The 26779-nt window shown below is 68.4% G+C and carries 15 protein-coding genes (1 of these 15 cut by a window edge); 4 read left to right on the forward strand and 11 right to left on the reverse strand.

Going from position 1 to position 26779, the window contains the following annotated elements; genetic code table 11:
* Positions 1–12198 carry the end of a Calx-beta domain-containing protein gene (locus ACOGJB_RS12195; RefSeq protein ID WP_419837389.1) on the forward strand. 26421 nt of this gene lie to the left of the window's left edge, so only the last 12198 of its 38619 coding nucleotides appear in the window; its start codon lies beyond the left edge, outside the window; it ends in the stop codon at positions 12196–12198.
* A 176-nt stretch (positions 12199–12374) separates the two neighbouring features.
* On the opposite strand, the gene ACOGJB_RS12200 is transcribed toward ACOGJB_RS12195, so the two are convergent.
* Entirely contained in the window at positions 12375–14141 is a 1767-nt protein-coding gene (locus ACOGJB_RS12200; protein ID WP_419837390.1) for a uracil-xanthine permease family protein, read from the reverse strand.
* An 83-nt stretch (positions 14142–14224) separates the two neighbouring features.
* On the opposite strand from ACOGJB_RS12200, the gene serS reads away from it, so the two are divergent.
* Both serS and ACOGJB_RS12210 read left to right on the forward strand, forming a co-directional pair.
* Complete coding sequence (serS, locus tag ACOGJB_RS12205; protein ID WP_419837391.1) at positions 14225–15478, forward strand: serine--tRNA ligase; 1254 nt, start codon at positions 14225–14227, stop codon at positions 15476–15478.
* Between the two features lie 244 nt (positions 15479–15722).
* Positions 15723–19073, forward strand: a complete 3351-nt coding sequence (locus ACOGJB_RS12210) for a choice-of-anchor R domain-containing protein (RefSeq protein ID WP_419837392.1) — start codon at positions 15723–15725, stop codon at positions 19071–19073.
* Positions 19074–19167: 94 nt separating this feature from the next.
* Here the strand turns inward: ACOGJB_RS12210 and ACOGJB_RS12215 are convergent, their stop codons facing one another.
* The 9 genes from ACOGJB_RS12215 to orn form a co-directional block, all read right to left on the reverse strand.
* The gene (locus tag ACOGJB_RS12215) at positions 19168–19497 is read right to left on the reverse strand and encodes a CrcB family protein (protein WP_419837393.1); all 330 of its coding nucleotides are present in this window, start codon (positions 19495–19497) and stop codon (positions 19168–19170) included.
* Entirely contained in the window at positions 19494–19907 is a 414-nt protein-coding gene (locus tag ACOGJB_RS12220; protein ID WP_419837394.1) for a FluC/FEX family fluoride channel, read from the reverse strand. Before ACOGJB_RS12220 ends, ACOGJB_RS12215 begins: the two co-directional genes overlap by 4 nt.
* Positions 19908–19982: 75 nt before the next feature.
* The gene (locus tag ACOGJB_RS12225) at positions 19983–20681 is read right to left on the reverse strand and encodes a poly-gamma-glutamate hydrolase family protein (RefSeq protein ID WP_419837395.1); all 699 of its coding nucleotides are present in this window, start codon (positions 20679–20681) and stop codon (positions 19983–19985) included.
* Positions 20682–20687: 6 nt separating this feature from the next.
* Positions 20688–21605, reverse strand: a complete 918-nt coding sequence (locus ACOGJB_RS12230; RefSeq protein WP_419837396.1) for a cytochrome c biogenesis CcdA family protein — start codon at positions 21603–21605, stop codon at positions 20688–20690.
* Between the two features lie 170 nt (positions 21606–21775).
* The gene (locus tag ACOGJB_RS12235; RefSeq protein ID WP_419837397.1) at positions 21776–22516 is read right to left on the reverse strand and encodes a TlpA family protein disulfide reductase; all 741 of its coding nucleotides are present in this window, start codon (positions 22514–22516) and stop codon (positions 21776–21778) included.
* A 405-nt stretch (positions 22517–22921) separates the two neighbouring features.
* The gene (locus ACOGJB_RS12240) at positions 22922–23266 is read right to left on the reverse strand and encodes a WhiB family transcriptional regulator (RefSeq protein WP_419837398.1); all 345 of its coding nucleotides are present in this window, start codon (positions 23264–23266) and stop codon (positions 22922–22924) included.
* A 136-nt stretch (positions 23267–23402) separates the two neighbouring features.
* On the reverse strand, positions 23403–23648 hold the full coding sequence (locus ACOGJB_RS12245) for a hypothetical protein (RefSeq protein WP_419837399.1): 246 nt from the start codon (positions 23646–23648) through the stop codon (positions 23403–23405).
* A gap of 241 nt (positions 23649–23889) precedes the next feature.
* On the reverse strand, positions 23890–24978 hold the full coding sequence (locus ACOGJB_RS12250) for an MBL fold metallo-hydrolase (RefSeq protein ID WP_419837400.1): 1089 nt from the start codon (positions 24976–24978) through the stop codon (positions 23890–23892).
* 31 nt (positions 24979–25009) lie between these two features.
* The gene (orn, locus tag ACOGJB_RS12255) at positions 25010–25618 is read right to left on the reverse strand and encodes an oligoribonuclease (protein WP_419840733.1); all 609 of its coding nucleotides are present in this window, start codon (positions 25616–25618) and stop codon (positions 25010–25012) included.
* 55 nt (positions 25619–25673) lie between these two features.
* On the opposite strand from orn, the gene ACOGJB_RS12260 reads away from it, so the two are divergent.
* A complete protein-coding gene (locus tag ACOGJB_RS12260) occupies positions 25674–26489 on the forward strand; it encodes a potassium channel family protein (protein WP_419837401.1) in 816 nt (271 codons plus the stop codon).
* On the opposite strand, the gene ACOGJB_RS12265 is transcribed toward ACOGJB_RS12260, so the two are convergent.
* On the reverse strand, positions 26486–26776 hold the full coding sequence (locus ACOGJB_RS12265; RefSeq protein WP_419837402.1) for a hypothetical protein: 291 nt from the start codon (positions 26774–26776) through the stop codon (positions 26486–26488). The two genes, ACOGJB_RS12260 and ACOGJB_RS12265, sit on opposite strands and share 4 nt — an antisense overlap.
* Between the last annotated feature and the right edge of the window lie 3 nt (positions 26777–26779).

Raw genomic sequence — 26779 nt, forward strand, 5'->3', positions numbered from 1 at the left:
TCGGTCGCGGTCGGCGAGGCGTCGGGCCATCAAGACGTCGAGATCGCGCTGCCGCGGGCGCTGGCGGGCGCGGAGACCTACACGCTGTCGCTGTCGGTGACCGGCGCGGTTGTCGGCGACGATCTCACGGTCGCGCTGCATCCCGCGGACCCCACAGGGGTGACGCTGCTGACGTCGGGTCTGTACAGCGCGCAGAATCCGGCGGTGCGGTTCGCGGCAGGCGCGCGAACCGCGACGCTCCGGTTCAGCCCGGTCGACAATGACCGACGCTCGCAGCCGCTGGTGACGGTCACCGCGGGCCGCGCCCAGACGACGGGCGGCATAGCGGACGGCGACGAGCCGGCCGGCTCGGTGAGGTTCGCGATCGTCGACGACGAGACCGGCGACGTGACGGTTCCCGCGGACTGGCCGCTGGCGCCGAACGGGCTGAGCGGCGGCGATTCGTTCCGGCTGCTGGCGGTCACGTCGCAGACCCGCAACGCGGCCTCGGCCGCTATCGGCGAGTACGACGTGTTCGCCCAGGCGCTCGTGTCGGTCGGCCACGCCGCAGTGGTGCCCTATGCGGGCCTGTTCAACGTGGTGGCCAGCACCGCCGCGGTGGATGCCCGCGACCACACGTCGACCACGTTCACCTCCACCGACAAGGGCGACCCGGTGTACTGGCTTGCGGCTACTGCCGATACGGCCAAGGTGGCCGACGACTACGAAGACTTCTACGACGGCGGATGGGCCAATGAGAACGCCCCCCGCGACGAGACCGGCGCTGCGGCAGCGCTCAGCACAGGCGGCTACTTCACCGGCTCTGTCGCTGCGGGCACCGCCGCCAGCGGCCAGGAGCTCGGCGCGGCAGGCTCAGCCAGCGCCGGGGTCCGCATCGGCAAGCTCAACGACAGCGGCGCCGGGGTCGGCCCGCTCAGCGCCGCGACCCAGACTGCCGCCAAGAACTCCTCGCTGCGGTTCTATGCCCTGTCGCCGGTGTTCACCATCGCGGACCCGCCGCCGGTGCCGGTGCCGGAGATCTCGATCACTGCGGGTACGTCGCCAGTGATCGAGGGCAGGCGGCCGGTGTGGTTCACGGTGACAGCCGACCCTGCACCGGATGCTGATCTGACGGTGAATCTGACCGTGACGGAGACCAGTACCGGCGGCGGCGATTTCGTCGCTGCGGCCAATGAAGGCAGCGGCAAGACGGTGACGATCCGGGCGAACCAGGCCACTGCGACGTTCGTCTTCGTGACGGTGCCCGACACGGTCGATGAGCCCGACGGCGCGGTGTCGGTGACGGTGGCGGCCGGTTCGGGCTACACGGTGAGCGGTACCGACTCGTCGGACTCGGTCGCGGTGTCCGATGACGATCCGCTGTCGCTGACGCTGTCGCGTGATGCGGGGGCGAGCATCGACGAGGGCGCCTCGCTGGGTTACGCCCTCACGTTGAGCCGAGCGCTGGGGGCCGGCCAGAGCGTGACCGCGACGTTGGCGGCGGGCGGCACGGCCGCTTGGTGGACCGACTACCGGCTCGCGTGCCCGGATCCGGTGCCTGCCGGCGTGACGTGCACGATGACTCAGGCCACTCGACAGGTGGTGCTGTCCTCGAGCTTCGCGGGCACGTCGCTGGCCCTCACCTTGACGGCTGAACGCGACGGGAACGCCGACGATGCAGAGACCGTGGACCTGGGCTTGTCGGCGGCCACTTTTGCAGGCGCCTATGCCGACGGGACGCCGCGTGACATCGACAATGCACGGCCGCTGACCATCAACGACCCCGCTGTGCTGGTGTCACCGGTGTCGGTGTCGGTGGCTGAGAGAGGCCCGGCCGGTTCATATGAGGTCTGGCTGCAGTCTGATCCACGCGGCAAGGTGACGGTCACGCCGACGTCGGGCGATGCGGGCGCGGTGACGGTGGGTGCACCGCTGGCGTTCGACTCGACGAATTGGAGCAAGAAGCAGTCGGTGTCGGTGACGCCGGTGACCGACGCCGATGCCGCCGATGAATCCGTGACGGTGACCCACACGGTCTCGGGCTACCGAGCGGTGGTGTCAGGTCCGTCGGTGACCGTGACGGTGGCCGACTACGAGTCGCTGCCGACCGTGTCGCTGTCGATATCGGGCGACGGCACCGCAAGCGAAGGCGACACTCTCACCTTGACGGCGACGCTGTCCGCTGCGGTCTCGCCGCCGGCAGCGGTGACGATCCCGCTTCTGCGCATGGCTGGCAGCGCCGGCGTGGACGACGTGGACCTGCCGGCGCAGATAGAGATCGCCCCCGGCCAGCGAACGGCCACGGCCAAGCTGACCGTCGTCGCCGACGGCATCGATGAGATCGACGAGGTATTCACCGTGGGCCTCGGCCGCAACCTGGGTGGCGTCCGCCCCCATCCCAGCGCCGGCACTGCCGATCTGACGATCACCGACGCTGACCCGACGACGGTGACCTTGGTCCCCGCCGTCGGCGTCGCCCACGAAGGACAGCGGGAGACCGATTCCGATGGAGTCCCCATCACTCCCGCGAGGTATGTCGCGAGCACGCTCGGGAGGTTCTCCGTCGACACCGGCAGGGCCTTGTTGGCCGGTGAGCAGGTGTCGGTGCCGCTGGTGTTCAGCGGCGACCGCTCTGCATCCGATTTCGTGCTGTCCCTGTCGTCGGAGTCCTCGCCTGGGGGGGTGTCGCTGTCGGGCTCGGCGATCACCTTCAGCGGCGGCCACGGCACAGATGTGCTCGCGGCAGTGGTGACGCTGCTGGCGCTGCCTGACGCGGACGCGGTCAACGAGGTGGTCACTGTCTCGTTGGGTGCGGCGACAGTTACCGGCATCGCCGACGGCGCCCAGGTACGGGGTGCCGCACTCATCACCGTCGTAGACCTCCACGGCGGCACGGGAGCACGGACGCTGGCGCTGAAGTCGGTCGATGCCGTTGTCGATGAGCCGCCGAAGACCCATCAAGCTGCGACGCAGCGTTCCGAGGCATTCTTCACCGCGCTGCTGACGTCGGGCCGGGGTCCCGCCGACGTTCGCTTCTGTGCCAGCGACGGCACTGCCACCTACGGCACCGACTACGTCTTCGCCAACGGGACCGCTGTGGCGGGCCAATCCGATCCGTCCTGCGTCGATCTCAGCATCGGAGCGTTTCAGGCATCTGTGACGGCCCGAGTGACGGTCGTCGACCCGCTCGCGGTCGGCGACGACACCGACGATCCCGACAAGCGATTCACGGTCACCGTCTCGCTGCCGACGCCAGTGGCCGGCGTGTCGGTCTCGGCGACCGAGCACACCGTGACCGGCATCGTTGCAGACGACGATCCGACGGCGGTGTCGCTGAGCGGCGGCGGAACCATCACCGAGGGCGACACCACCACCGCCGCCGAGGTGACGGTGCAACTCGGTCGAGCGCTCGTCGCGGGCGAGACCATCGAAGTGCCGCTGGTGCTGAGCTCGACCACGGGCGCGACGCTTTCGGGCAGCGCGGCGGCATTCGCGATCACCAAGAAGTCGGGTGCCGGCGTCACGCTGAGCGGGGCGAACACTGCCACGCCGAAGCTGGTGTTCGCCGACGCCGGGGCCCGCACCGCGGTGCTGACCTTCACCGCTGCGTCGGGGAGCGATGACGACGCAGCCGACGAGACAGTGGTCGTTGCGCTCGGCGATCTGGGCGCGCGCGGGCTGGCGACCAACGTCGGCGGGGGCGCATCAGCCGATCCCGCGGCGAGCAGCGCAACAGTGACCATCACCGATGCCGCGCCCGATGTGACGGTCGCGCTGTCGGCGCCGTCGGGCGACGTTGCGGAGAATGCGGGCACCAAGGACATCACGGTCACGTTGGGTCGCGAGCTGTCGGGTACCGAGACGGTGACGGTGCCGCTCACGGTGGCCGGCGCGATTGTCGGCGCCGACTTCACGCTCGGCCTGCAGCCGGCGACCCAGACCGGCGTGACGCTGGTGACAACGGCGCCGCACAGCACGCAGAATCCGGCCGTCAGCTTCGCCGCGGGCGCGTCCTCTGCGGTGCTGCGCTTCACTGCGGTCGCCAACACTGACCGCACCCAGCCCGCGATATCGGTGGCCTACGGCACCTCCACCCGCGCCCCCTCAGGCGGCGGCGGCGCGGTGCTCGGCGCGCTGTCGGGCAGTCCGGTCTCGTTCGTGGTGACCGACGACGAGACCGGCACGCTCGAAGTGCCGTCCGACTGGGCGCTCAAGCCTGCGGGTGTCGCGGCGGGCGGGTCGTTCCGGCTGATGTTCGTGACTTCTGAGACACGAAACGCGGTGCCGACCGATATCGAGGCGTACAACGACTGGGTGCAGGAGCTGGTGGCCCGCAACAGTCCCGGCGCGTTCAAGCCCTATGGGGGTTTGGTGAAGGTGGTCGGCAGCACGGCGGCAGTCGATGCCCGCGACAACACCGATTCCAACGTGAACTCCGACGGCGCAGGCGAGCCGATCTATTGGCTCGACGCGTCAGGCGCGGGCGCGAAGCTGGCCGACGACTACGCCGGGTTCTATGACGGCGAGTGGGACAACCGGTCGGCTGCCAATATCCGTTCCGAGCTCGGGACGGTTCAAGCCCGCAACACTGGCGGCTATTGGACCGGCAGCAGCGCTGACGGCACCGCCGCGGCCAACCGGCACCTCGGTCATGCCACGCCGCGCACAGGCCGTCTCGACTCGGCTTGGTCGCTGACGTCGAACAACTCGCGGGCTCAGGCGAACGGGTATCCGCTGTTTGCGCTGTCGCCAGTGTTCGAGGTCGCACAGCCGCCGGCTCGGGTGGTGGAGTTGCGCGACAGTGCTGACGCACGTCTCGGGGCCGTGCAGACGATCCAGAAGGGTTCGACATTCTCGTTCAAGGCGGCGTTGGTGTCGGGCACGGGTCCGGTGACGGTGACGTTGAGTTACTCGGGCGCCTTGGGTGTGAGAGGCACAGACTTCACGGGGCCGTCGTCGGTGACGATCCCGGCGGGTCAGTCGGAGGAGACCGCGGAGATCGTGGCCTTGAATTCGGCTTCGCTGTCCAGCAAGGCGTTCAATCTGGCAGCGTCGGTGCCTGCGGGGTTCACGGTGGCGCCTGCTGCGATCGTCTTTGTGATCAACAATCCGCTGGTGCCGGTGAGCTTGGAGCGTGAGGACGACGCCGCGGACGAGGAGGCGGTGCTGGAGGCGGCGACGGCGGCGCGCAAGCATCGCGAGGCTGTGTTTGAGATAACGCTCGGGCGCAGCTTGAAAGCGGGCGAGCGGGTGGACGCGCCGCTGGTGGTGTCGGGGGTGTCGACGTCTGATTATTCGCTGTCGTTGGCGTCCGGAACCGGGGTGAACACCGGGGTGAGCTTGGAGGACGAGGGCACGCTGACGCCCACGGTGAGCTTCCGGGGCGCGGGCGCGCAGACCGCGACAGTGGTGCTGACCGCCGCGGCTGACGGAGTCGACGAGGGCGCGGAGACGGCGACGGTGGCGTTGGGCGCTTTGGCGGCATTCCGGGCCGACACCGACACCAATGTGCCCGGCGGCGCGGCGCCGACGACGACCGGGAATTCGGCGTCGGCGGCGATCGTGAGTTCTGAGGACACGCCGACGGTGACGGTCGCGCCGGTAGCGGCAACGGCTCTGGTCGGCGACGCGGCGGTGTTCGAGGTGTCGGCGAGCCCGATGCCCGCCGCCGACCTGGCAGTGGTGCTGGGGGTGGCCGAGATCGGGGGCCATGTCTCATCAGGAGACACCGGCGACAAGACGGTGACGATCGCGGCAGGCAGCGGCACCGCCCGCCACAGCGTGAACACCTTGGATGCGGCGAATCTCGCGCAGGGGTCGGTGAGCGCCACGGTCCGACCGGGCGCGTACGCGATCGGGTCGCCCAATGCGGCGTCGGTGGCGTTGACGCCGGAGATCGACGCGACGATGCGCAAGGCGGCAGTGGTCGCAGTCGGCGAGGCGTCGGGCCATCAGGACGTCGAGATTTCCTTGGGGCGAGCGCTGGCGGGCGACGAGACGATCACGGTGTCGCTGTCGGTGACCGGCGTCACCGCCGCCGACGACTTCACGCTCGCGTTGCAGCCGCTCAGCCAGACGGGGGTGACGCTGCTGACCTCGGGTGCGCACAGTGTCCAGAACCCGGCGGTGAGGTTCGCTGCCGGGGCCAGCACGGCGACGCTGCGCTACAGCCCGGTCGACAACGATGTGCGCTCACAGCCGTATGTGACGATCACCGTGACGGGCGGCACTGCGACGGGCGGGGTGGCGTTCGGCGAGGTACACGGCGGTGCGGTGAGGTTCGTGGTGACCGACGACGAGGCCGGCGACGTGGTGGTACCCGCGGATTGGCCGCTGGTGCCGAGGGGGCTGAGCGGCGGCGATTCGTTCCGGCTGCTGGCGGTCACGTCGCAGGCCCGCAACGCGGCCTCGGCCGCTATCGGCGAGTACGACGTGTTCGCCCAGGCGCTCGTGTCGGTCGGCCACGCGGCAGTCGTGCCCTATGCGGGCCTGTTCAACGTGGTGGCCAGCACCGCTGCGGTGGATGCCCGCGACCACACGTCGACCACGTTCACCCCCGCCGACAAGGGCGACCCGGTGTACTGGCTTGCGGCCACTGCCGATACCGCCAAGGTGGCCGACGACTACGAGGACTTCTATGACGGCGGGTGGGCCAACGAGGACGCCCCCCGCGACGAGACCGGCGCTGCGGCAGCGCTTAGTGCGGGCGGCTACTTCACCGGCTCTGTGGCCGCCGGCACTGCCGCCAGCGGCCAGGAACTCGGCGCCGCCGGCGCCGCCAATGCCGCAGTCCGCATCGGCAAGCTCAATGACAGCGGCGCCGGGATCGGCCCGCTCAGTGCTGCTGCTCAGACTGCCGCCAAGAACTCCGCGCTGCCGTTCTACGCCCTGTCGCCGGTGTTCACCATCGCGTCGGGGCCGGAGATCTCGATCGCTGCAGGCACTTCGCCGGTGACGGAGGGCACCGGCGCGTCGTTCACGGTGACAGCCGACCCTGCACCGGGTGCCGATCTGACGGTGAATCTGACCGTGACGGAGACCAGTACCGGCGGCGGCGATTTCGTCGCTGCGGCCAATGAAGGCAGCGGCAAGACGGTGACGATCCGGGCGAACCAGGCCACAGCGACGTTCATCGTCGCGACGGTGCCCGATACGGTCGATGAGCCCGACGGCGCGGTGTCAGTGACGGTGGCGGCCGGTTCGGGCTACACGGTGAGCGGTACCGACTCGTCGGACTCGGTGGCGGTGTCCGATGACGATTCGCTGTCGCTGACGCTGTCGCGTGATGCGGGGGCCAGCATCGACGAGGGCGCCTCGCTGGGTTACGCCCTCACGTTGAGCCGAGCGCTGGGGGCCGGCCAGAGCGTGACCGCGACGTTGGCGGCGGGCGGCACGGCTGCTTGGTGGGACGACTACCGGCTGGCGTGCGCAGATCCGGTGCCTGCCGGTGTGACGTGCACGATGACCGAGGCCACTCGACAGGTGGTGTTGTCCTCGAGCTTCGCGGGCACGTCGCTGGCCCTCACCTTGACGGCTGAACATGACGCGAACGCCGACGACGCCGAGACAGCCGACCTGGGCTTGTCGGCGAGCATTTTCGCAGGCGCCTATGCCGACGGGACGCCGCGCGAAATCGACAATGCAGCGCCGTTGACCATCAACGACACGGTGGCGGTCACGCTGTCGGCGCCGTCGGGCGATGTCGCGGAGGCTTCGGGCACCAAGGATGTGACCATCGCCTTGAGCCGGGCGCTGTCGGGCTCGGAGGTCGTGACGGTGCCGCTGTCGGTGGTCGGGGCGACGGTGGCCGACGAATTCACGTTCGGCTTGGCGCCGTCGGCCCAGACGGGCGTGACGCTGCTGACGGCGGGTTCGCACAGCGCGCAGAACCCGGCGGTGCAATTGGCGGCGGGAGCGTCGTCGGCTGTGCTGCGCTTCACCGCGGCCGCGAACGCTGTGCGCACGCAGCCGTATGTGACGATCGCCTACGGGACCGCGGGGCGTGCGCCTGCTGGGACCGGTTTGACGCTGGGCGCGTCGGCGGGCGGCCCGGTGTCGTTCGTGATCACCGATGACGAGACCGGCGACATCGTGGTGCCCGGCGACTGGCCGCTGCTGCCGATGGCAGTGGGCCCGGGTGGGGATTTCCGGCTGCTGTTCGCCACGTCGGGTGCTCGCGATGCGACGTCGGCCGACATCGGCGACTACGACCGTTTCGTGCGGGCGCATGCGGCGATGGGCCATGCCGATGTGGTGCCCTACGCCGGTTTCTTCCGGGTGCTGGCCAGCACGGCGTCGGTTCATGCCCATGACCACAATGACGCGAACCCGCTGCACGACGGGGTGGGCGAGCCGACCTATTGGCTGCGCCCCACCACGTCGGCGAACCACCGGGTAGGCGCCAACTACACGAGCCTGATCGACGGGTCCTGGGAGAACGAGGCCGGCGTGACCGACGAATCCGGAGCGTCGGCGACGGTGAACGCCGCGGGATACTGGACGGGCTCCCTCGACAACGCGAAGGGGCACACCGGTCGCGAGTTGGGCGCGGGGTCAGGCTCGGCCGCCGTCGCCATCGGCAAGCTGAACTCGGCCACTGCCGGGGAGAACCCATTCGGGGGCGGCACCGCGGCGCGCACAACGCAACTGCCGTTCTATGCGATGTCGCAGACCTTCACGTCGGGCGCCGTCGTTGTCGTCCCGGGGGTGACGCTGTCGCCTGAGTCGGTGTCGGTGACGGAGGCGTCAGGACCTGCCAACACTGTCACCTACGCGGTGGTGCTCGACTCTCAGCCCACCCATCCGGTGATGGTCACGGCCACGTCGGGCACTCCGGCCGCGGCGACGGTGAGCACCGGCGGCGGCGCAGCGGCCACGTCGGCGATGTTGACGTTCACCACGTCGAACTGGAGCAGCCCCCAGAGCGTGACGGTGCACGGCGTGGACGACTCCGCCGATCAGGGCGCGTCTCGGATGGTGGCGATCCGCCACGCCGCGTCGTCGACCGACACGAACTATGTGATTGCCAACGCGGGGTCGGTGTCGGTGACGGTGGTCGACGACGATCCGGCGCCCAGCGATGTGGTGGTGACGCTGGGGGTCAGCGCCACCACAGTCACAGAGGGCGCGTCGATCACGGTCACGGCGACGCTGGCTTCGGCGGCGCCGGTCGGCGGCGTAGTCGTGCCGGTGCAGCGCCGCGCTGCGGGCTCGACAGCTGCGGCGGACGATTACACGCTGGCAGAGTCGGTGATGGTCGCGTCGGGATCGATGTCGGCGTCGGCGACGCTGGCCGCGGCTGACGACAACATCGACGAGGGCGTCTCAGAGACGCTCGTGATCGAACTGGGAACCCTGCCGACGGGCTACACGGCAGGCACGCCGTCGCATCACAGCGTCACCATCACCGACAACGACGCCGCCGGGGTGACGATCGCGCAGTCGGGCGGTTCGACGGCTGTGACCGAGGCGGCGGGCCCCGCCAACTCCGACACTTACACCGTGGTGCTCGATTCTCAGCCCACCCATGAGGTGACCGTGACGGTCACGGCCGCCGCCGGTGTGCTCGTCGACGGCCCCGACCTCGGCTCGACGGGCACCCGGGTCGAGACGTTGACGTTCACCACGACGAATTGGGGCAGCGCCCAGGCCGTCACAGTGTTCGGCGACGACGACAACGTCGATCAGCCCGCGACGCGCACGGTGACCATCACGCACGCGTCGGCGTCGTCAGACACGAACTACGGCAGCTCGCGCAACATCGGGAACGTGGACGTGACCGTCACCGACGACGACACCGCGGATGTGACGATCACCCAGACCAACGGATCGACGTCGGTGACGGAGGCGTCAGGACCTGCCAACACTGACACCTACGCCGTGGTGCTGGATTCTCAGCCCACCCATCCGGTGATGGTCACGGCCACGTCGGGCACACCGGCCGCGGCGACGGTGAGCACTGGCGGCGGGTCAGCGGGCGGTTCGGTGACGTTGACGTTCTCGACGTCGAACTGGAGCAGCCCCCAGACGGTGACGGTGCACGGCGTGGACGATTCCGCCGATCAGGGCGCGTCTCGGATGGTGACCATTGCCCACGAAGCGACATCGACCGACACGAACTACACCATCACCAACGCGGGAACGGTGTCGGTGACGGTGGTCGACGACGACGATCCGGCGCCCAGCGATGTGGCGGTGACGCTGGGGGCGAGCGCGCCGACAGTCGCCGAGGGCGAGTCGATCACGGTGACGGTGACGCTCGCGTCCGCGGCGCCGACGGGCGGCGTGACCGTCCCGGTGCAGCGTCGCTCGTTGGGCTCCACGGCTGGCGCGGCGGACTACACGCTGGCCTCATCGGTGACGGTTGCGTCGGGATCGACATCAGGGATGGCGACGCTGATGGCGGTCGACGACAGCATCGACGAGGGCGCTTCGGAGACGCTGATCATTGAGCTCGGGACCCTGCCGACGGGCTACACGGCAGGCGTTCCGGCGTCAGTGGCAGTGACGATTGTCGATGACGACGATCCGCCGGTGGTGGTGCCGGGCGGCGAGGTGCCGGTGGTGAGCGTGGCCGGGGCGCCTGAGGTGGTCGAGGGCGAGGACGCGGTGTTCACGCTGTCGGCGTCGCCTGTGCCCTCGGCACCGATCGTTGTGACCTTGAGCGTGTCGCAGCAGGGCAGGTATCTGAGCGGGACTCAGGGGCAGTATGAGGTGACGGTGGGCGTGTCGGGGACGGAGACGCTGAGCATTCCCACCGACGATGACGATGTGGACGAGGGCCGCGGCGCGATCCGGACGGTGCTGCTGGACGGGGCCGGCTATGTGGTGGATGCCGACGCGTCGAGGGCGTCGGTGTGGGTCGGCGACAACGACGACCCGCCGACGGTTGCGCCGATGAGTGTGGTGTTCGACGTTGTCGACTCGAAGCTGACCGAGGGCGACAGCGCCGCTTCGGGGTCGGTGCGGCTGCGGCTGAGCAGGGCGCTGGAGGCAGGCGAGACGCTCCATGTCGGCTTGGACCGCACGAACGTGGACGCCGGGGTGTGGGCGTTCGCGTTGGCCGGTTCGCCTGCGAGTGTCTCCTATGACGCGTCCGCGGTGCGGGTGACGTTCTCAGGGCCGTCGGCGCCGCGCGAGGCAACGGTGACGGTGACCGCTGCGGCAGGGTCGGTGGACGGCGCCGTCGAGGCGGCGCGCGCCGTGCCGTTCTCGCTGGCGTCGGTGTCGGGCGTGGAAGGCGCGCAGGGCCAAATCGGCGACGAGCACGCCAAGACGCTCTACATCGCAGACAGTGCGGCCCCCGAGCCGGTGCTGAACCTGTGGGCACACGCCAACCAAGACAGCATCGACGAGGGCAAGAGCCTGACGGCGCTGTTCACGCTGTCGCAGACGCGGTCGTCGCCGACGGTGGTGCGCTTCGAGGTCGCCGGGTGGGGCCGGTGGCCCACCCAGCCCGGCGACTTGGGCGACCCGACCAGAGCGAAGTGGGTCGCCGCCGACAGCCAGTGGGAGGTGGTGATCGACGCGGGCAGTATTCGGACCTGGGTGAGCCTGCCCGTGCTGGACGACCAGGTTCCCGACGGCGACAAGATGTTCGTGGTGCGCATCGCCAGCGTGTCCGCAGGGGTGCGCATCGGCACCGCCGAGCACGTCCGCGTCGCACGTGACACCTCCCCTGACCCTGAGGTCGTGATGCGCTACCGGGCCGTGTTCGACAACGACGACATCACCGCCGCAGCGCACCCCGACTGCGCCGGCGACGACACCGCCACCGCAGAGGCGACCTACACGGTGCGACTCAACAAGCAGCCCGAACCCGGTCGCACCGTCTATGTCGACGTCTTCGACCGCGCCGATCTCACCCGCAAGCAGATCAACGCCATCACCGACGCCCTCGGCCGCGGCGCCTTCGACTTCAACGCTCCCGACAACGCAGTCACCGTCGCCGACAACCGCTCCGGCAGCCTTCGCCTGTGGTTCAGCCGCGACAACTGGGACACCCCTCAGACCGTCACCGTCGACATCGCCTGCGCCGCCGCCTACGCAGCCAGCCGCCCCCAGATCTGGCACCGCACCCAAGCCCACCCCACCCCCGGCGACCCGTTCATCTACCGCCAGACCCTCATCGAGCACCCCGAACAGGGCTGGATCCGAGCAGCCCAGCAAATCTCCCCGCCCGTCACCCACCAACCCGTCCGCGTCACCACCACCCAGTAGCACCCCACGCTGTGTCAGCCAGCGCACGCGAGGCCGCCGCTGCCGCCGTTGCCGGAAGCGCCAAGAGCGAAAGGCGCTGCGAGTCCTTCGCGCGCCGCACCGAGGATCGGCGCCAGCAGCCTCAGCCACGAGCCTCCGGGCTAGGCGGACGACGGTGCGGGAGTGCCGTTCGGCGGTTATGACACCTTGCGAGGGGCCGATGCGGGCACGTCGACGTGGACGGTCACGATGTCCACCTCGTGATATTGCTGGTGTGCCACGGTCGAGGCGTGGTGCCGGAGCATCCGCAGCGAGAGATCCCGTTCGACCGGCCGCTCGAGGTGCTGCTCATCGAGCACCGCCAGCCGGTCCTCGATGTTGTCCCCGTTCGCGGCAGCGACGAATTCGAGCACGGCACGGCCGTCCTGCTTGCTCGCGGTCAGGCGCATGGAACGAGCTGCGTCAGCGCCCACCGCAGGTTCGGCGCCGATCAGCGTCAACAGTGCTTCTTCGGCGACGGCGTCGAGACGATCCGACATCGTGCGGTTCCAACCGTTGCGGTCGGCAAAGCTGCCCAGGAACACCCGCACCTGCGGCAATGCCGATGTCGCCAGCTCGCAGCGCATCTGCTGGGGGCGTGCCTGGGTGACCTCGGTGAACAGCGTGAGGACAATCGCCGTCAGCCCGCCGGCCGTCATGCCGTTCTCCAGGAAGCCGCCGGCAAAGCCCGTCAGATATTCGGGGAAAATCTGGTTGTTCTGGAAGCCGACGCCGATCCAGAACGAGAAGCCCGCGATCAGCCCGCGGCGGTAGTCGGTGGCGTCGGCGATCACGATCTTCATGCCCACCACGAACAGCAGCGACAGCAGGACCGTCACGTACGCAGCCACGACCGCATCGGGCACCGCGAGCACGAGCGCCAGAAGCTTGGGCACGAACGCCATCACGATGAACGAGATGCCGATGGCCACGCCGACCCGGCGCGCTGCCACGCCGGTCAACTCGGTGATGGAGATGCTCGTGGAATAGGTCGTGTTCGGCACGGTTCCCGCGAGGCCCGACAGCAGGTTCCCCGCACCGTCGGCTGCCACGGCCCCCTGTACCGACCGGTAGTCGACGGCACGGGGCCGGCGCCACGACACGCGCTGGATGGCCACTGAGTCGCCGATGGTCTCCACGGCGCCGATGAGCGTGACGAACACGAACGCCGGCAGCAGGCGCCAGAACTCGGCCCCGAACGAGAAGTCGAAGCCGGGCCAGCCGCCGTCGGGCAGGCCGAACCATGCGGCTTCGGCGACCCGGTCGAAGTCGTACAGCCCGAAGAACGCCGCAACGACCGATCCGGCCACGATGCCGATCACCGGCGCCCACAGCCGCAGGGCGCCGCTGGCCTTCAAAGCGATGACCACGATGACGCACATGGCGACCAGCGCGCTCACGGGTGCGCTCGCCGCAGCACTGTCGGCGGGCGAGGCAGCCACCATGTCGAAGATGAGCGGCATGACAGTCACGGCGATGAGCATGACCACGGTCCCCGCCACGGTCGGGGTCAGCAGCCGCCGGAACAGCGACAGCTTGGCGGCCAGGAGGAACTGGAAGAGCGAGGAAGCGATGACCAGCGTGGCGAGCAGGCCCGGGCCTCCCTCGGTCAACGCAGTGACACAGACGGCGATGAACGCGCCTGAGGTGCCCATCAGCAGCACGTAGCCGGCACCGATGCGCCTGAACCGAACCGCCTGGACAATGGTGCTGACGCCGCTGATCGCGGCTGCTGCGAACACCGCCCACGTCAGGTACGCGTCGGTGCCGCCAGCGGCTCGCACGACGATCGCGGGGGTCAGCACGATGCCGGCGATGGCGAGGATGGCGAACTGCAAGCCCAGTCCGGCGGTGAGCGGCAGCGGGGGCTTGTCGTCGGCTTCGAAGCGAATGTGCCCGCCGCCAGCAGGTGCGTGTTCGTCCATCGGGCGATCCTCGCGGCCGATGGGTGCGCGCGCAAGCTGCGGCAACCCCCCGGCGACGTGCAAGGCCGGTAGCTTCACCCGGCGTGATTGACCTGCGGCGACTTCGAGAGGATTCTGCCTATCGCGACGGCGCGGTCCGCAAGGGTGTCCCCGCCGATGTCATCGACGAGGTTCTCGCGGCCGACGAGACGTGGCGGTCGGTGACCCATCAGGCCGAGGAGGCGCGGGCCGCCCAGAATGCCGCGTCTCGAGACATCGGGCGCGCGGCCCCCGACGACCGCCCGGCGAAGATCGCCGAAGCCGGACGCCTCAAGGAAGAGGTGGAGCGCCTCGAGGCGGCAGAGCGGGAAGCTGCTGAGCGACGAAACGAGCTGGCGCTGCAGGTTCCCAACCCCGCCGCGGCCGATGTGCCCTCCGGCGGCGAGAAGCACTTCGAGACGGTTCACGAGGTGGGGGAGCGAAGCGAGGCGCCCGCCCATGACCACGCCGAGATCGGCGCACTGACCGGCCTGGTCGACTCTGAGAGCGGGGCCGCCAACAGCGGCTCGCGGTTCGCCTACCTCAAGGGTGCCGCAGTGCGCTTGGAATTCGCCCTCGTGCAGTGGACGATGGACCTGCTGGAGCGCGACGGCTTTGTGCCGGTGGTGCCGCCGGTGCTGGTGCGTGAGGAATTGATGGTCGAGGCTGGGTTCTTCCCCGCAGACCGTCACCAAGTGTACGAGATCGACGGCGACGACCTGTTCCTCATCGGAACCTCCGAGGTGGCGCTGGCGGGCTTGCACCGGGGCGAGCGCTTGGCCCGTGCCGGGCTGCCGCTGCGTTATGCGGGGTTCTCGTCGTGCTTCCGGCGCGAGGCCGGAACATACGGCAAGGACACCCGCGGCATTTTCCGGGTGCATCAATTCGACAAGGTCGAGATGTTCTCGTTCTGCGACTCTGAGACCAGCTGGGACGAGTTGGAGGCCTTGCGGGCCGTCCAAGAGGAGATCGTGGGCTCCCTGGACCTGCCCTACCGGGTCATCAACGTGGCAGCGGGCGACCTGGGCGCCGCGGCGGCCAAGAAGTACGACCTCGAGGTCTGGCTGCCATCAGAGCAGGCCTACCGCGAGGTCACGTCGTGCTCGAATTACACCGACTACTCCGCCCGGCGTCTCGGCACTCGCTGGGCGGACGACGACGGCACCGGCCTGGTCCACACCCTGAACGGCACAGCGTGCGCCGTCGGGCGCACGCTCGTATTCATCATGGAGAACCACCAGCGTCGCGATGGCGCCATCGCGGTGCCCGAAGTGCTCCACCCCTGGCTCAACTTCACCGAGATTCCCGCCCCCGCCTGAGCCCGGCGGCAGGAGCCCTCACGGCACCACCGCCACGAATGACGAGTCGAACAACTTGAAGGCGGTGTCGCCCGCGCATCAGAACGTGGCGCCTCTAATCGTCACGACGATTTGTGCGCGGTAGTAACCTGCCAGGTTGTCCGACACGCCCACAGGCGGCAACGAGGAGCCATCGAATGATCAAGGTTGAGTCCCCGCGGAAGTTGCGGGGGGGGGGGTTCTTAGCAGCCTTGTAGCGGTCGCGGTGGCGGGCGCGTTGTTGGCGTCGGTGCCGTTGTCGTCGGCTGGGGCGCAGACGCCGACTGCGTCGGTGCTGGTGAGCAATGTGGGGCAGTCCTCCAGCGGCCACGCTGGCCTTGGCTTTGATTTGGCGCAGGCGTTCACTACCGGGAACGCGGCGACGTTGCACAGTGTCGATGTGGAGTTCAACGCGTTGTCGAGTTCTGCTACGGCTTCGCAGGTGTCGGTCACGGTGAATGCTGATGCGGGCGGCAGCCCGGGCGCGGTGGTCGGCACGCTGGCGTGGCCCGCCTTCACGCCGTTCATCAACAGCGCCCAGACCCTGCGGCTCTCGGCGCCTGTGGGCGGCATCAGCCTTGCGGCGGGGTCCACGTATTTCGTGGTGTTCGACGTCTCTGGCATCTTGTTCAATCTCCACGGGGTCCAGACCACGGCGTCGGACGGCGAGGACGCCGGCGCGGCGTCTGGTTGGAGCATTGCCGACACGGGCCTGTACCGCGACCGGGCCAGTGACGGCAGCTGGACGTCGTGGCCTGCCTCTCGCAAGATCGGCATCAACGGCGTGGAGACGCCTTATTTGGTGTCGGCGCCGTCTGTGGTGTTTGTGCGTGAGGGTCAGACGGTGTCGGTGCGTTTGGATTTGGCGCAGGAGGTGACGGCCAGCGTGGCGGTGTCGGCGGCGTCGTCTGATTCTTCTCGTTTCTTGGTGAGTCATCCGCGGTTTTTGCATATGCCGGGGGGCCGTCGGGTGCAGTCTCAGTTTGAGGCGTGGGGGTCCGGCGTGGGAACGCGGGGTGTTGATTACGGGATGCGGCAGTTGGCGCCGTCGGGGTCGATCGATTTCGGTTTCGATGCTCAGGATTGGGCGGGTTACGGGCCTGATTCTGTGAGGGGCTTTCGGGTGGTGGAGATCTCGGCGTTGCGTTCGGGTGCGGGCGGTCAGCCGGGCACGTCGCCGGATGCGGTGTTCGATTTGGTGTTGTCGTCGACCGATTCGTCTGTGGTGTTGCCGTCGGTGAAGGTGGTGGTGCAGCGCGGTCAGGGTGCTCTCGATCCGCGGTTCGATCCTGATCCGCTCGGGGACGCGGAGTGCCGTTTGGTGGAGTGTCTGAGTGTGGTGGAGGGCGGTTCGACGTCGTACACGGTCCGCAATTTCGTGGTGCCACAGCCGGGTTCGCCGTTGACGGTCACTCCTACGGCGCTGGGCGGGGGGCTGTCGTTCTCGCCGTCGTCGGTGTCGTGGTCGTCGGTTGACGATTTCGGCGAGGAGCGCACGATCACGGTGACCGCCGCCCACGACGCGGACGCGAAGGACCGCACGGTGGTGATTCGTCATGTGTTCAGCGACAACTGGGACACCAACGGTGCGTTGAGCGAGGCGTTGTTGGACACGTCGCGGGCGTTTCATTATTCCAAGGCGCAGCAGGACAGCCAGTTCGACATGGCGGTGCGCGTCGCGGACGACGACAAGCTGGGCTTTGCGACGTTCGCGAACGCCGGTGCGCACGACGACCGGCTGGACGGTGCGGCGACGGCGCAGGTGAAGGTCGATTCGAGTGCGGGGATGGGGCGCGGCTCGTTCGACGTGAGGCTGAATCAGCCGTTGGACTGCTCGTCCAAGACGCGGCCTCGTTACGGCCCGGAGCTGCAAGAGGGTGTCGGCCCGATCGCGACGCCGTGCTATGAGACGCTGTATGTGCGGCTGCAGTCCCGCACTGACGGGGGGTGGGTGAACAGTCACGGCATCGAGGTGAACGTGACGCGGACGCTGCCCATCAGCGGCCGCAATGTGACGCGCACTTATTGTGAGTGGCTGCCGATCATCAACAGCCTGCCGTCACGAAGAGACTCCGCGCTCGCTGCGATACAGGGCAATGTGAGGGGCCAGAACGCCGATCCGCGGGCTTTGGAGTGCCACAAGGTCGTGAGTTTCCACAATGCGCCGATGACGGCGTCGGTGACGCGCTGGGCGCCGGGAGGAGCGAGCTTCGAGGAGGTGTCGCCCAGCGGCCGTTTCCACGCGATCCGTGTCACCCCCGACACGTGGGATCACACGTTCCGAGTCAACGTCGACTTGGACGCTTCGGTGATCGGCGGCAGCGACGGCCATTACGACGTGTCGATGAGCCTGACCCGACCCGGCGAGCCGTCCGCGAAACGCAAGCTGAGAGTCAGCTACGGCGCCAACCCCGACACGCTGCCCGACTACGCGCCGTCCGCTGACGACGTCGGCTCCTGGGCCGAAGCAGACGACAACAGCGGCGACTTCTGGGTGCCCGACAACGCCCAAGCCCACGGCGACGGCACCCCCCAAACCGACAACCAGCAACAGCAGCCCGCCGACAACCCTCAGCAGACCGACAACCAGCAGCAGCCTGCGGACCCGCAGCAGCCTGCGGACTCCCAGCCCGAGCCGGCGCCGTTCGCGGCGGACCCCCAGGTCGTCGCTGCGGTGCAGTATCTGGCGTCGCAGACCCATCACGGCTTCGCGCACGTGAACCGCTGGCAGCGCGCACTCGCCGCGATCGGCGCACTGGACCCCGCCGGCATCGACGGCGGCGCGCTCACCCTCGCCGAAGCCAAGCAGAACACCCGCAGATACAGCAGCCCCGTGTGGGCACAGATCGTCACCGAGATCGAGGCCAAAGCCGCCCACGACACCGCACAACAACAACAGCAACAGCAGCAGCAGCCGGTCCAGCAACCCGAGGAGCCGCCGCCGGTAGTGCCGACAGTGACCGTCACCGCCGACGGCGACGTCACTGAGGGCGACCCGGCGACCTTCACCGTCACCGCGGACGCTGCGCCCGCGGCCGACCTGGCGGTCATCGTCGAAGTGGCAGCCTCAGGCGACTACGGCGTCACCGCCGGCGCTCGCACAGTGATGATCCCCGCAGGCACGACATCGAAGACGCTGAGCGTGCCCACCGTCGGCGACACCACGGACGAGCCCGACGGGTCGGTCACCGCGACCGTCACAGCAGGCGACGGCTACACCGTCGGCGCCGCCGCGGCGACGGTGGCCGTAGCCGACGACGACGACCCGCCGCCGCCGGTGCCCGAAGTCGTGCCCGACACCGACCCCGCCGACCCGCCGCCGCCGTACGCGGCGGACCCCCAGGTCGTCGCTGCGGTGCGGTATCTGGCGTCGCAGACCCATCACGGCTTCGCGCACGTGAACCGCTGGCAGCGCGCGCTCGCCGCGATCGGCGCACTGGACCCCGCCGGCATCGCCGGCGGCGCGCTCACCCTCGCCGAAGCCAAGCAGAACACCCGCAAGTACAGCAGCCCCGTGTGGGCACAGGTCGTCACCGAGATCGAGGCCAAAGCCGCCCACGACACCACCACCGACTAAACGGCCAGATCCACATCCGAACCGCGCACCCCCGGCATCGTCCCGCGCCACCAACCGCCGCATGTGCAAATCCGCCGACTTTCCGACCACGTTCCTAGGCGAGCGCGAGGCCGACGTAGGCAGCAATGGTGGCGCCGGTGATCGTCAGCGAGACGTAGCCGAGGGCGAGCGCAGGGCTGGCTCGGCTGAGGCGGGCGCTCTCGGGCAGGATGCCTGACACGGTGGTGAGAGCGCCGAGGCCCGCGGTGCCGATGATGGTCGCGGCAGCGCCAGACGTGGCGGCGAGCAGGCCCAGAACGAAGGCGCCGGCGACATTGACCATCAACGTGCCGCCTGGACCGAGTGCTGTGCTCACTCGCCAGCGCACGAGGGTGCCAGCGGCGGCTGCGACGCTGAAGCCGACCACCACGACAAACGCCGTCATGATCGCCTCCAGCGGGCGATGACGGCAATGCGGCACCCCACGAATGCGGCAGTGCAGGCTGCAACGGTCACACCGAGCCATGCTCCCGCAGACGCGAAGCGGCCGTCGTCGAGGTATCTGGCGAGTTGCAGGGCGAGTGCCGACATGCTGGTGAGCGCCCCGCAGAAGCCGGCAGTCAACCAAGGCGACGGGCCGCCATCGACGCGGCCGGCACTGGGGATGCTGGATTGCGTGAGCCGGCGCGTCCAGACTCGCTCGCGGCGGGCGGTGGCCCAGCCGACGATGCCGCATCCGACGACATTGACGATGAGCAGCGCCCATGTGTCGTCGGCCTGTGCGGCGACGCCCCAGCGGACGGCAGCGCCGACGATTCCCGCCGCAGCCACCCCCACAGCGACGCGCGACGGCATCGGGATCATTCAGTCAGCGATCGAAGGCTCGGGAACGACCCCAAACGACATCGTGAAAGAGCGCCCGGGGATCACTCAGTCGGCGATCGAAGGTTCACGAACCAGGCCGCTATGTTCGACGGCCGGGTCCTCCGAGAACGTCCAGGCGCGAGCCGCCGCCGCGAGACCCTCGATAAGTGCCTCGTGATGCGGTACACGGCCGGGGCCACGGAATCCTGTCCACATCGGGCTCTTGCCGCGGATGCGCGGGGGCAACTCGATCTGGACCCCTCCGCCGCGGGGCAGGTTGCACGGGTTGCGGGGATGCTGGCCTGCCAGTGACTTGGGGATCTCGTCGAGACGGTGAAGGATCTCATAGTGGGGCAGCCGACCGATCAGGTGTACGGCGACATGGGCGGCCAGCGTCCGATTGCGTCCGCCGAGCAGCACTGCCCGCAGCAGGCGAGGGCTGCCGAAACCGTGGACTGCCACCACGACATCCACGTGATCGAGGAACTCGCGCAGCACCGGCGAATCGGCCGGATCGAAGCAATGGCTGGGCAGGTGCCACTGATCGTCGGGGCCTTGCAGGCAGGCGTACATCGAGGCCCCGCTGCGCTCGGCGGCGGACGTGGCGATGTCGTCGGTGATCTCCTCGAGCCAGCCGCCGTGAAACGCCATGAAGCCGAATCGCGAGCCGAGCTGGCGCACCTCAGTCACGCCGGGACGGCCCAGCAGCTCGGCGAAGGGCCGCTCGGCATCGAGGAGCGTGCGGTCCTTGAGGTGCAGTGCCACAGTGGCTTAGTTCAGCACCTCAGTGGCAGTGCCCGCTTGGTCTGGCCCGGAGGACTCATCGGAGACGCCCGACGCCGTGGCTGGCTCGTCGCCACGGCCTGACACGAGCATTGCCATGCCTCCGATGGCGAGCACGATGCTCATGACCAGACCCAGCCGCAATCCGCCGACCGAGGCGACCCAGTTGCTCAGGCTGCTGCTCCAGCGTTCGACCGTCACCACCAGTCCGTCGCCGCCGCGGTCGGTCAGGTCGATGAACCAATACCAGATGGTGAAGGCGCCGGCGGCAATCATCAGCACAGCGGCGATGGCGTCGGTGTAACGCATCAGCACGCGCAGCTTGCCGAGCAGCCAGCCGCGGGCCAGCGCCAGGCTGACTGCCAGCGAGGTGAGCACGAGGCCCATGCCCAGCGCATACAGCACGAACGACACGATGCCGCCGACAAAGCTGTCGTCGCCGGCCGACGCGGTGACTACGACGAGGAACGTCGCCAACCCGCACGACACCGATGCCACTGCGTAGCTGACGCCGAACAGGAAGAGCGAGCGCACATCTCGCCCCGAGGCGCCGCGCTCGAACTTGGGCAGGTATGCCGTCAAGCGGAAGCCGGCGAGAATGGCGACGCCGAGCGCGATGAGTCCGACACCGATGACGATGGCTGCCCACGGCACGTAGTCGCGCAGGGCGCTCAACCCCGCCGACAGGGCGATGCCGACGACACCGAAGACAACGACGATGCCGGTGGTGACAACGGCGCCTGTCGCCAGTGCCCTGCCGACACCTGCTCGGGAACTGCCTTCACCAGCCCTGCGGTCGATTCCCAGGAAGAACGACAGGTAGGCGGGCAGCATCGCGAACCCGCACGGGTTGACCGTCGCGACAATGCCGGCGGTGAAGGCGAAGGTGAGGCGAGCGCCGTTCATAGTCCGCTGTCTCCTTGCTGTGGGTGTATGGCCCGCTGTGTTGTTGTTTTGGGTGTATGGCCCGCTGTGTTGGTCGTTTCGGCCTGGAGGCCGCTGTGTTGGCCGTTTCGGCCTGGAGGCCGCTGTGTTGTTGCTTCGGGCTCATAGCCCGCTGTGTTGTTGCTTCGGGCTCATAGCCCGAAGTGCTCCTCTGCGCGGGTGGTGATGTCTTCCAGAGTGAGCAGGCCGCTGTGTGTTTCGAGGATCTGGCCTTGGGGCGAGACGAACACTGTCGTGGGCATTCCCAGCCCGCCGAAGTCGATGAACAGCTCGCCCTCATCGAGCCCGGTGGGATAGGTCACGCCCCGCTCAGCGACCGTAGCAATGGCGTCTTCCAGCCGATCATTCGCCGCCAGTCCCAGCACTGCAACCTGTGTGCCGTGGGTATTCCAGAAACGTTCGAAGTCGGGCATCTCGGTGACGCATGGCACACACCACGACGCAAAGAAATTCACGATGAGCGGGCAGCCTTCGTACCCGGCGAACGCTGCCGGCTGTTCTTCGAGCGTGACAAATTCCAGCGCGTGCACGCCGGTGAGGCCCGGATTCACGCCGTGATCGACGGGGTTGATGTCACTGCACGCCGGAGGGGGTTCCGTCGTTGTGGCCGCAGTCGAAGCAGCCTCCGTCGCGTCGGTCGCCGTCCTCTGGGAGGAAGCTGAGTCGTCCGGAGAGGTTTGGCCGGCGGCGACGCCGACTTCGCCGCTTTCCACTTCGGCTTCCATCGCCACGAGCGAGGTCATCGCGGGCTGGGCGCCGCCGGCGAGCAGGAATACCGCCACACCGAGCGCGTAGAGGCCGAGCAGGGCGAACAAGCCCCCGCGCCAACCCCTGAGATGTGCTCGCCAGCTCGCGCCTCTCGGTGCCTCCATGCAGACGTGAGGCTACTTGCGCTCTTGGGAGCGGCCAGTGCCGCGTGAGGCAGCGCTCGAAGTGCCCGCGATTGCGGGAACCCCCCCAACTCCAAGCGGCGAGACAGCACCTGCAACCCCGCAAACGTTCGCTGACGCGGCGCTAGTTCAGGCACCCGACGGTGAAATGGCTGCGGCATCGTCGGGTGACGGCCGCATTGCATCACCGCTTGACGGCCTGCTCCGGGGCTGCCGGCCGCCCATTTCGGGCAGCCTCAGTCCACCGGAGCAGACCGTCTGATGAGGCCTGCGGGGGCAGTGCAGGCCATGGCGGCTGGGCTTGCCGGAGGGGGGCGGCAAGCCCAGCGGAGGGACCCGACAAGGGGGACGGATCCACTCGGAGGACGCGCCTGAGCAGGGGAAGACTCAGGCGCGGACCAATTCGGGGGGCAGTGGCACCTCCTCGATGATCATCGGCGGCCGGGACCGTTTGGGCGGACGGCCGCGTGGGCGCTTGTCCCTGCGGACCTGCCCGTTCTCGAAGAGCTCGCCGCCCCAGACGCCCCAAGGTTCATGGCGCTGCGCCGCGGCCTCGAAGCACTCGCTCATCACTGGGCATGCCGAGCAGATGGCCTTGGCGCGAGCGATCTCGTAGAAGTTCTCCGAGAAGAACAAGGGGGTCAGGGTGCCCACGAGGTCGCGACAGCGGCCCTGTGCGCGCCAACCCTCAGTGGTGAGGGTCGGTGTGTTGTCGATGACGAGTGCCAGCATGAGCTTTCTCCTCTGCCTTGTGATTTGTGAAGTGGTCGGTGGTAGTGAGTGCTGATCTCGGCCGAGGTGGCAGAAACGCGAAACGGCCGCCGGGTTGTCCCGGCGGCCGTTCGGAGAGTTCTGGTGTCTCAGTGGACTACATCAGACACTCCGAAGGCCGCAGGCGGTGACGCTTGACGGTTGCCGCTGGGTTGGCACCGTGACCGCGCACCGCATGTTGGAACATGGTCGGCATGGCACCCACCGCCGTGAGCACGTCGATGGCCGTGCCGCTCGTCCGGGACCGCGTGGCGGGCTGCCAGCGGCAACGCGCGTCAGGTGCAGGCACCCGTACGCGGTACCCGCAGGCACGCGCCGTGGTGTAGGTGCCGAGGTCGGACATCGAGGATCCAATCGAGCGAATGGTCGGGGCTGGTGGCCAGCTGCGGAATCCCGACGATAGGCCGCAGCGGCGCCAAGAACATCACTTCACCGCAGGCCGCGTCAAGTTATTTTCAGCGCGCTCGCTGTGCAGGCGGCAGAACCCTCTGCTCCAGCGATCCGGCAGGTCGCAACGTCGCAGAGTCTCCTGCCGCCTGCGCAGCTATGGCATCTGCTCCGGATGCTGCGAACAGAGGCAGTCTTCAGTCGAACTCGTACTCGAGGACGTCATCGGGTCGCCGGGAGACGTCGACCTCGCCGATGTAGCGCAGATGCTCGAGATGGGCAAAGGTCTCAGACTCCGCCATCGGACCCCACGAACGCTCCTTGAAGAGCTGTTTCATGTAGTCCTGCACGGGTGCGCGACCGAGCCGGTCCGACGACGAACGGAGCAGGTCCAGACGTTCGTTGTGGTGACGCTTGATGTCTTCGACCCGGCCAGACAGGTCGGTGAACGGCTGGCCGTGAGCCGGCAGACCCATCGTCACGCCGTCAAAGCTGGCGACCCGATCGAGACTGGAGAAGAAATCCTTGAGCGGGTCGCGCGCTGTCGTGATGCCCGAGATGTGCGGCGTGATCGTCGGCAGCACGTGGTCGCCGCAGATCATCAGGCCGCCCTCGGGATCGAACAGGCACAGGTGGTCGATGGTGTGACCCGGGGTGTGGACCGCCACGAACTCACGCCGCGCCAGCTTGATCCGGTCGGCATCTTCGACGTGGTGCGTGGGGTGCGGGGTGGCGAACCAGCGGCCGCCCCACCCATTGCGCATCGCCCAGTAGCCGAGTTTCGCCCGGATGGGCATCTTGTAACGCTGGCCGCCCCATGGCGTAGGGCCGCCTGGTCCGGTGTCGCGTCCGCTGTGCACCGGATCGGCGACGAGCTCGTTGTTCTCGCCGTCGGACGACACCGGTTCGAGAGCTTCCTCGTCCTCGTCCGCGGTGTCCCACCACAACCGGAATCGGCGATGGGTCACCAGATCGGCACCGAATTCACGGACGAAGCGTCCCGCCGCCCCGAAGTGATCCGGGTGGCTGTGGGTGACGATGATCGAGTGGACCCGCTCGGGCGGCACCTCAGCTTGTGCCAGCCCTGCCATGAGCGCCTTCCAGTTGGCCGGGCCCGGCAGGCCGGGATCGACGAGGGCGGCGCCGCGGTCGTCGTCGAGGATGTAGCAGTTCACATGGCCGAGTCCTGGCATCGACATCGGCAGCTGCAGCCGGCGCACGTCCGGCGCGAGCTCAGTGACCTTGCCGTCGGGCGGCATCTGCTCCTCGCGCGTCGGGCGTGACACGGGGTGCAGGCTAGCGAACGGCCTTCGACTTCTAAGGAGCGTTCGATTCTGCGCCGGGCTCGTCGGCCACGTCGGCGATCGCACCGGTCGCGACCGGCTCCAGCCACTGGTCTCGGTAGAAGCGGAGCTCGTCGATGCTCTGGAGCACGTCGTCGAGGGCTCGATGCTTGGTGGTACCGGCCCGGGATCGGCTCTGTTCTGCCCACGCCTCAGCGACGTTTGGTCGCCAACGCTTGGCGAGCTCCTTGATCGATGACACGTCGACCACCCGGTAGTGCAGGTGCTCTTCCAGCGCCGGCATGTACTGGTCCAAGAAGCGGCGGTCGGTACCGATCGAGTTCCCGCACAGCGGCGCCGTGCGCGGCTTCGGGATGTGTTCGGTCACGAACGCGAGCGTGCGCTCGGCTGCCTCGGCCACGGAGATCTGCGACGCCCTGATCTCGCCGAGCAGCCCGGTCTTGGTGTGCATCGTGTGGACTTCGGGATCCATCGCATCGAGATCGGCCTGTGACGCCCCGATGACCAACGACGGACCCGTGGCGATCACGTCGAGTGCATCGTCGGTGATCACGGTCGCGATCTCCACGATTCGATGGCGCCGATGATCCAGCCCGGTCATCTCCAGATCCAGCCAGACCATCACGGGCTGCATCGTAGGCACGACCTGCGCTGTCGACCGCAATAGCGTGCAATCGATGAAAGGCGTGCTGCGACGACGACGGTCGCGCCGCCGTTCGCGAACCCGAAGCGAATCGCGGCGGCGTCTTGTCTCGGGAGGGCTTGAACCTGTCGAGCGGCTCGTTGCCGGCCTCTCGGTGCTGCTGGCCATCTTGGCGGCCGGCACGACGGGCTATGTGCTGCTCGGCCTCGATGTGCTCGACGCGCTGTACCAGACCGTCATCACAGTCTCGACCGTCGGCTATGGCGACCCCGAGGACGTGGGAGGTCGCTACCAGCTCTTCACGATCGTGCTCATCCTGCTCGGCACCGGCACTTCGCTCTACACCATCGGCGTTGTCATCGAGATGCTGTTCGAGGGGCGGCTCGACGATCACGTCAGGAGGCGACGCATGCAGCGTTCTATTGACAACCTGTCCGGTCACTCGGTCATCTGCGGTTACGGCCAGGTCGGCCGGGCTATCGCCGCGGTCATGGCTGACGCCGGCACCGAGGTGGTCGTCATCGACCGCGACCCCGACGTGGGCCCTGAGGATCGCTTCATGGTGCTCGGCAACGCCACCGACGACGCAACGCTGCGCAATGCCGGCATCGAGCGGGCCGATTCGCTGGTGCTGGCGATGGACTCCGATGTCGACAATCTCTACGTGTCCCTGAGCGCTCGCGCGCTGTGCCCACATCTGTTCATAGTGGCGAGAGCAAACTCGGCGGACGCGCTGCCGAAACTGCAACAAGCAGGCGCCGATCGCGTCATCAACCCCCACCTGATCGGCGGAGCGCACATGGCCGCGGCTGCCTTGCACCAGGACGCAGCCGCAGACGGCGAGCATTAGTCGGCCACGAGGTGCAGGGCCCGACGAGTCTGCTCGATGCGCTCGTAGCCGTCGGTGTCGGCGAGGTAGCGACGTTTCGCCAGTCGCGCCCGGGCGCGGCGCCTGCGGGCTTGGGCCGCCTCGGCACTTGCGACCCTCCGGGCGCTGCCTGCGACAGCAAAGCCGCTGGCTCGGGCCCCCTTGAGCGACGGCCGAGCCGGCGTCTTGGCAGCGCAGTCGTCCTCGAACTCGAACTGCGAGACGTCGAACAAGGTCAGCGGTTGCCGTGTCGGCGGCTTCGTCGTCATGGC

This window comes from Candidatus Poriferisodalis sp., from assembly GCF_965208895.1.
Taxonomy (GTDB): domain Bacteria; phylum Actinomycetota; class Acidimicrobiia; order Acidimicrobiales; family Poriferisodalaceae; genus Poriferisodalis.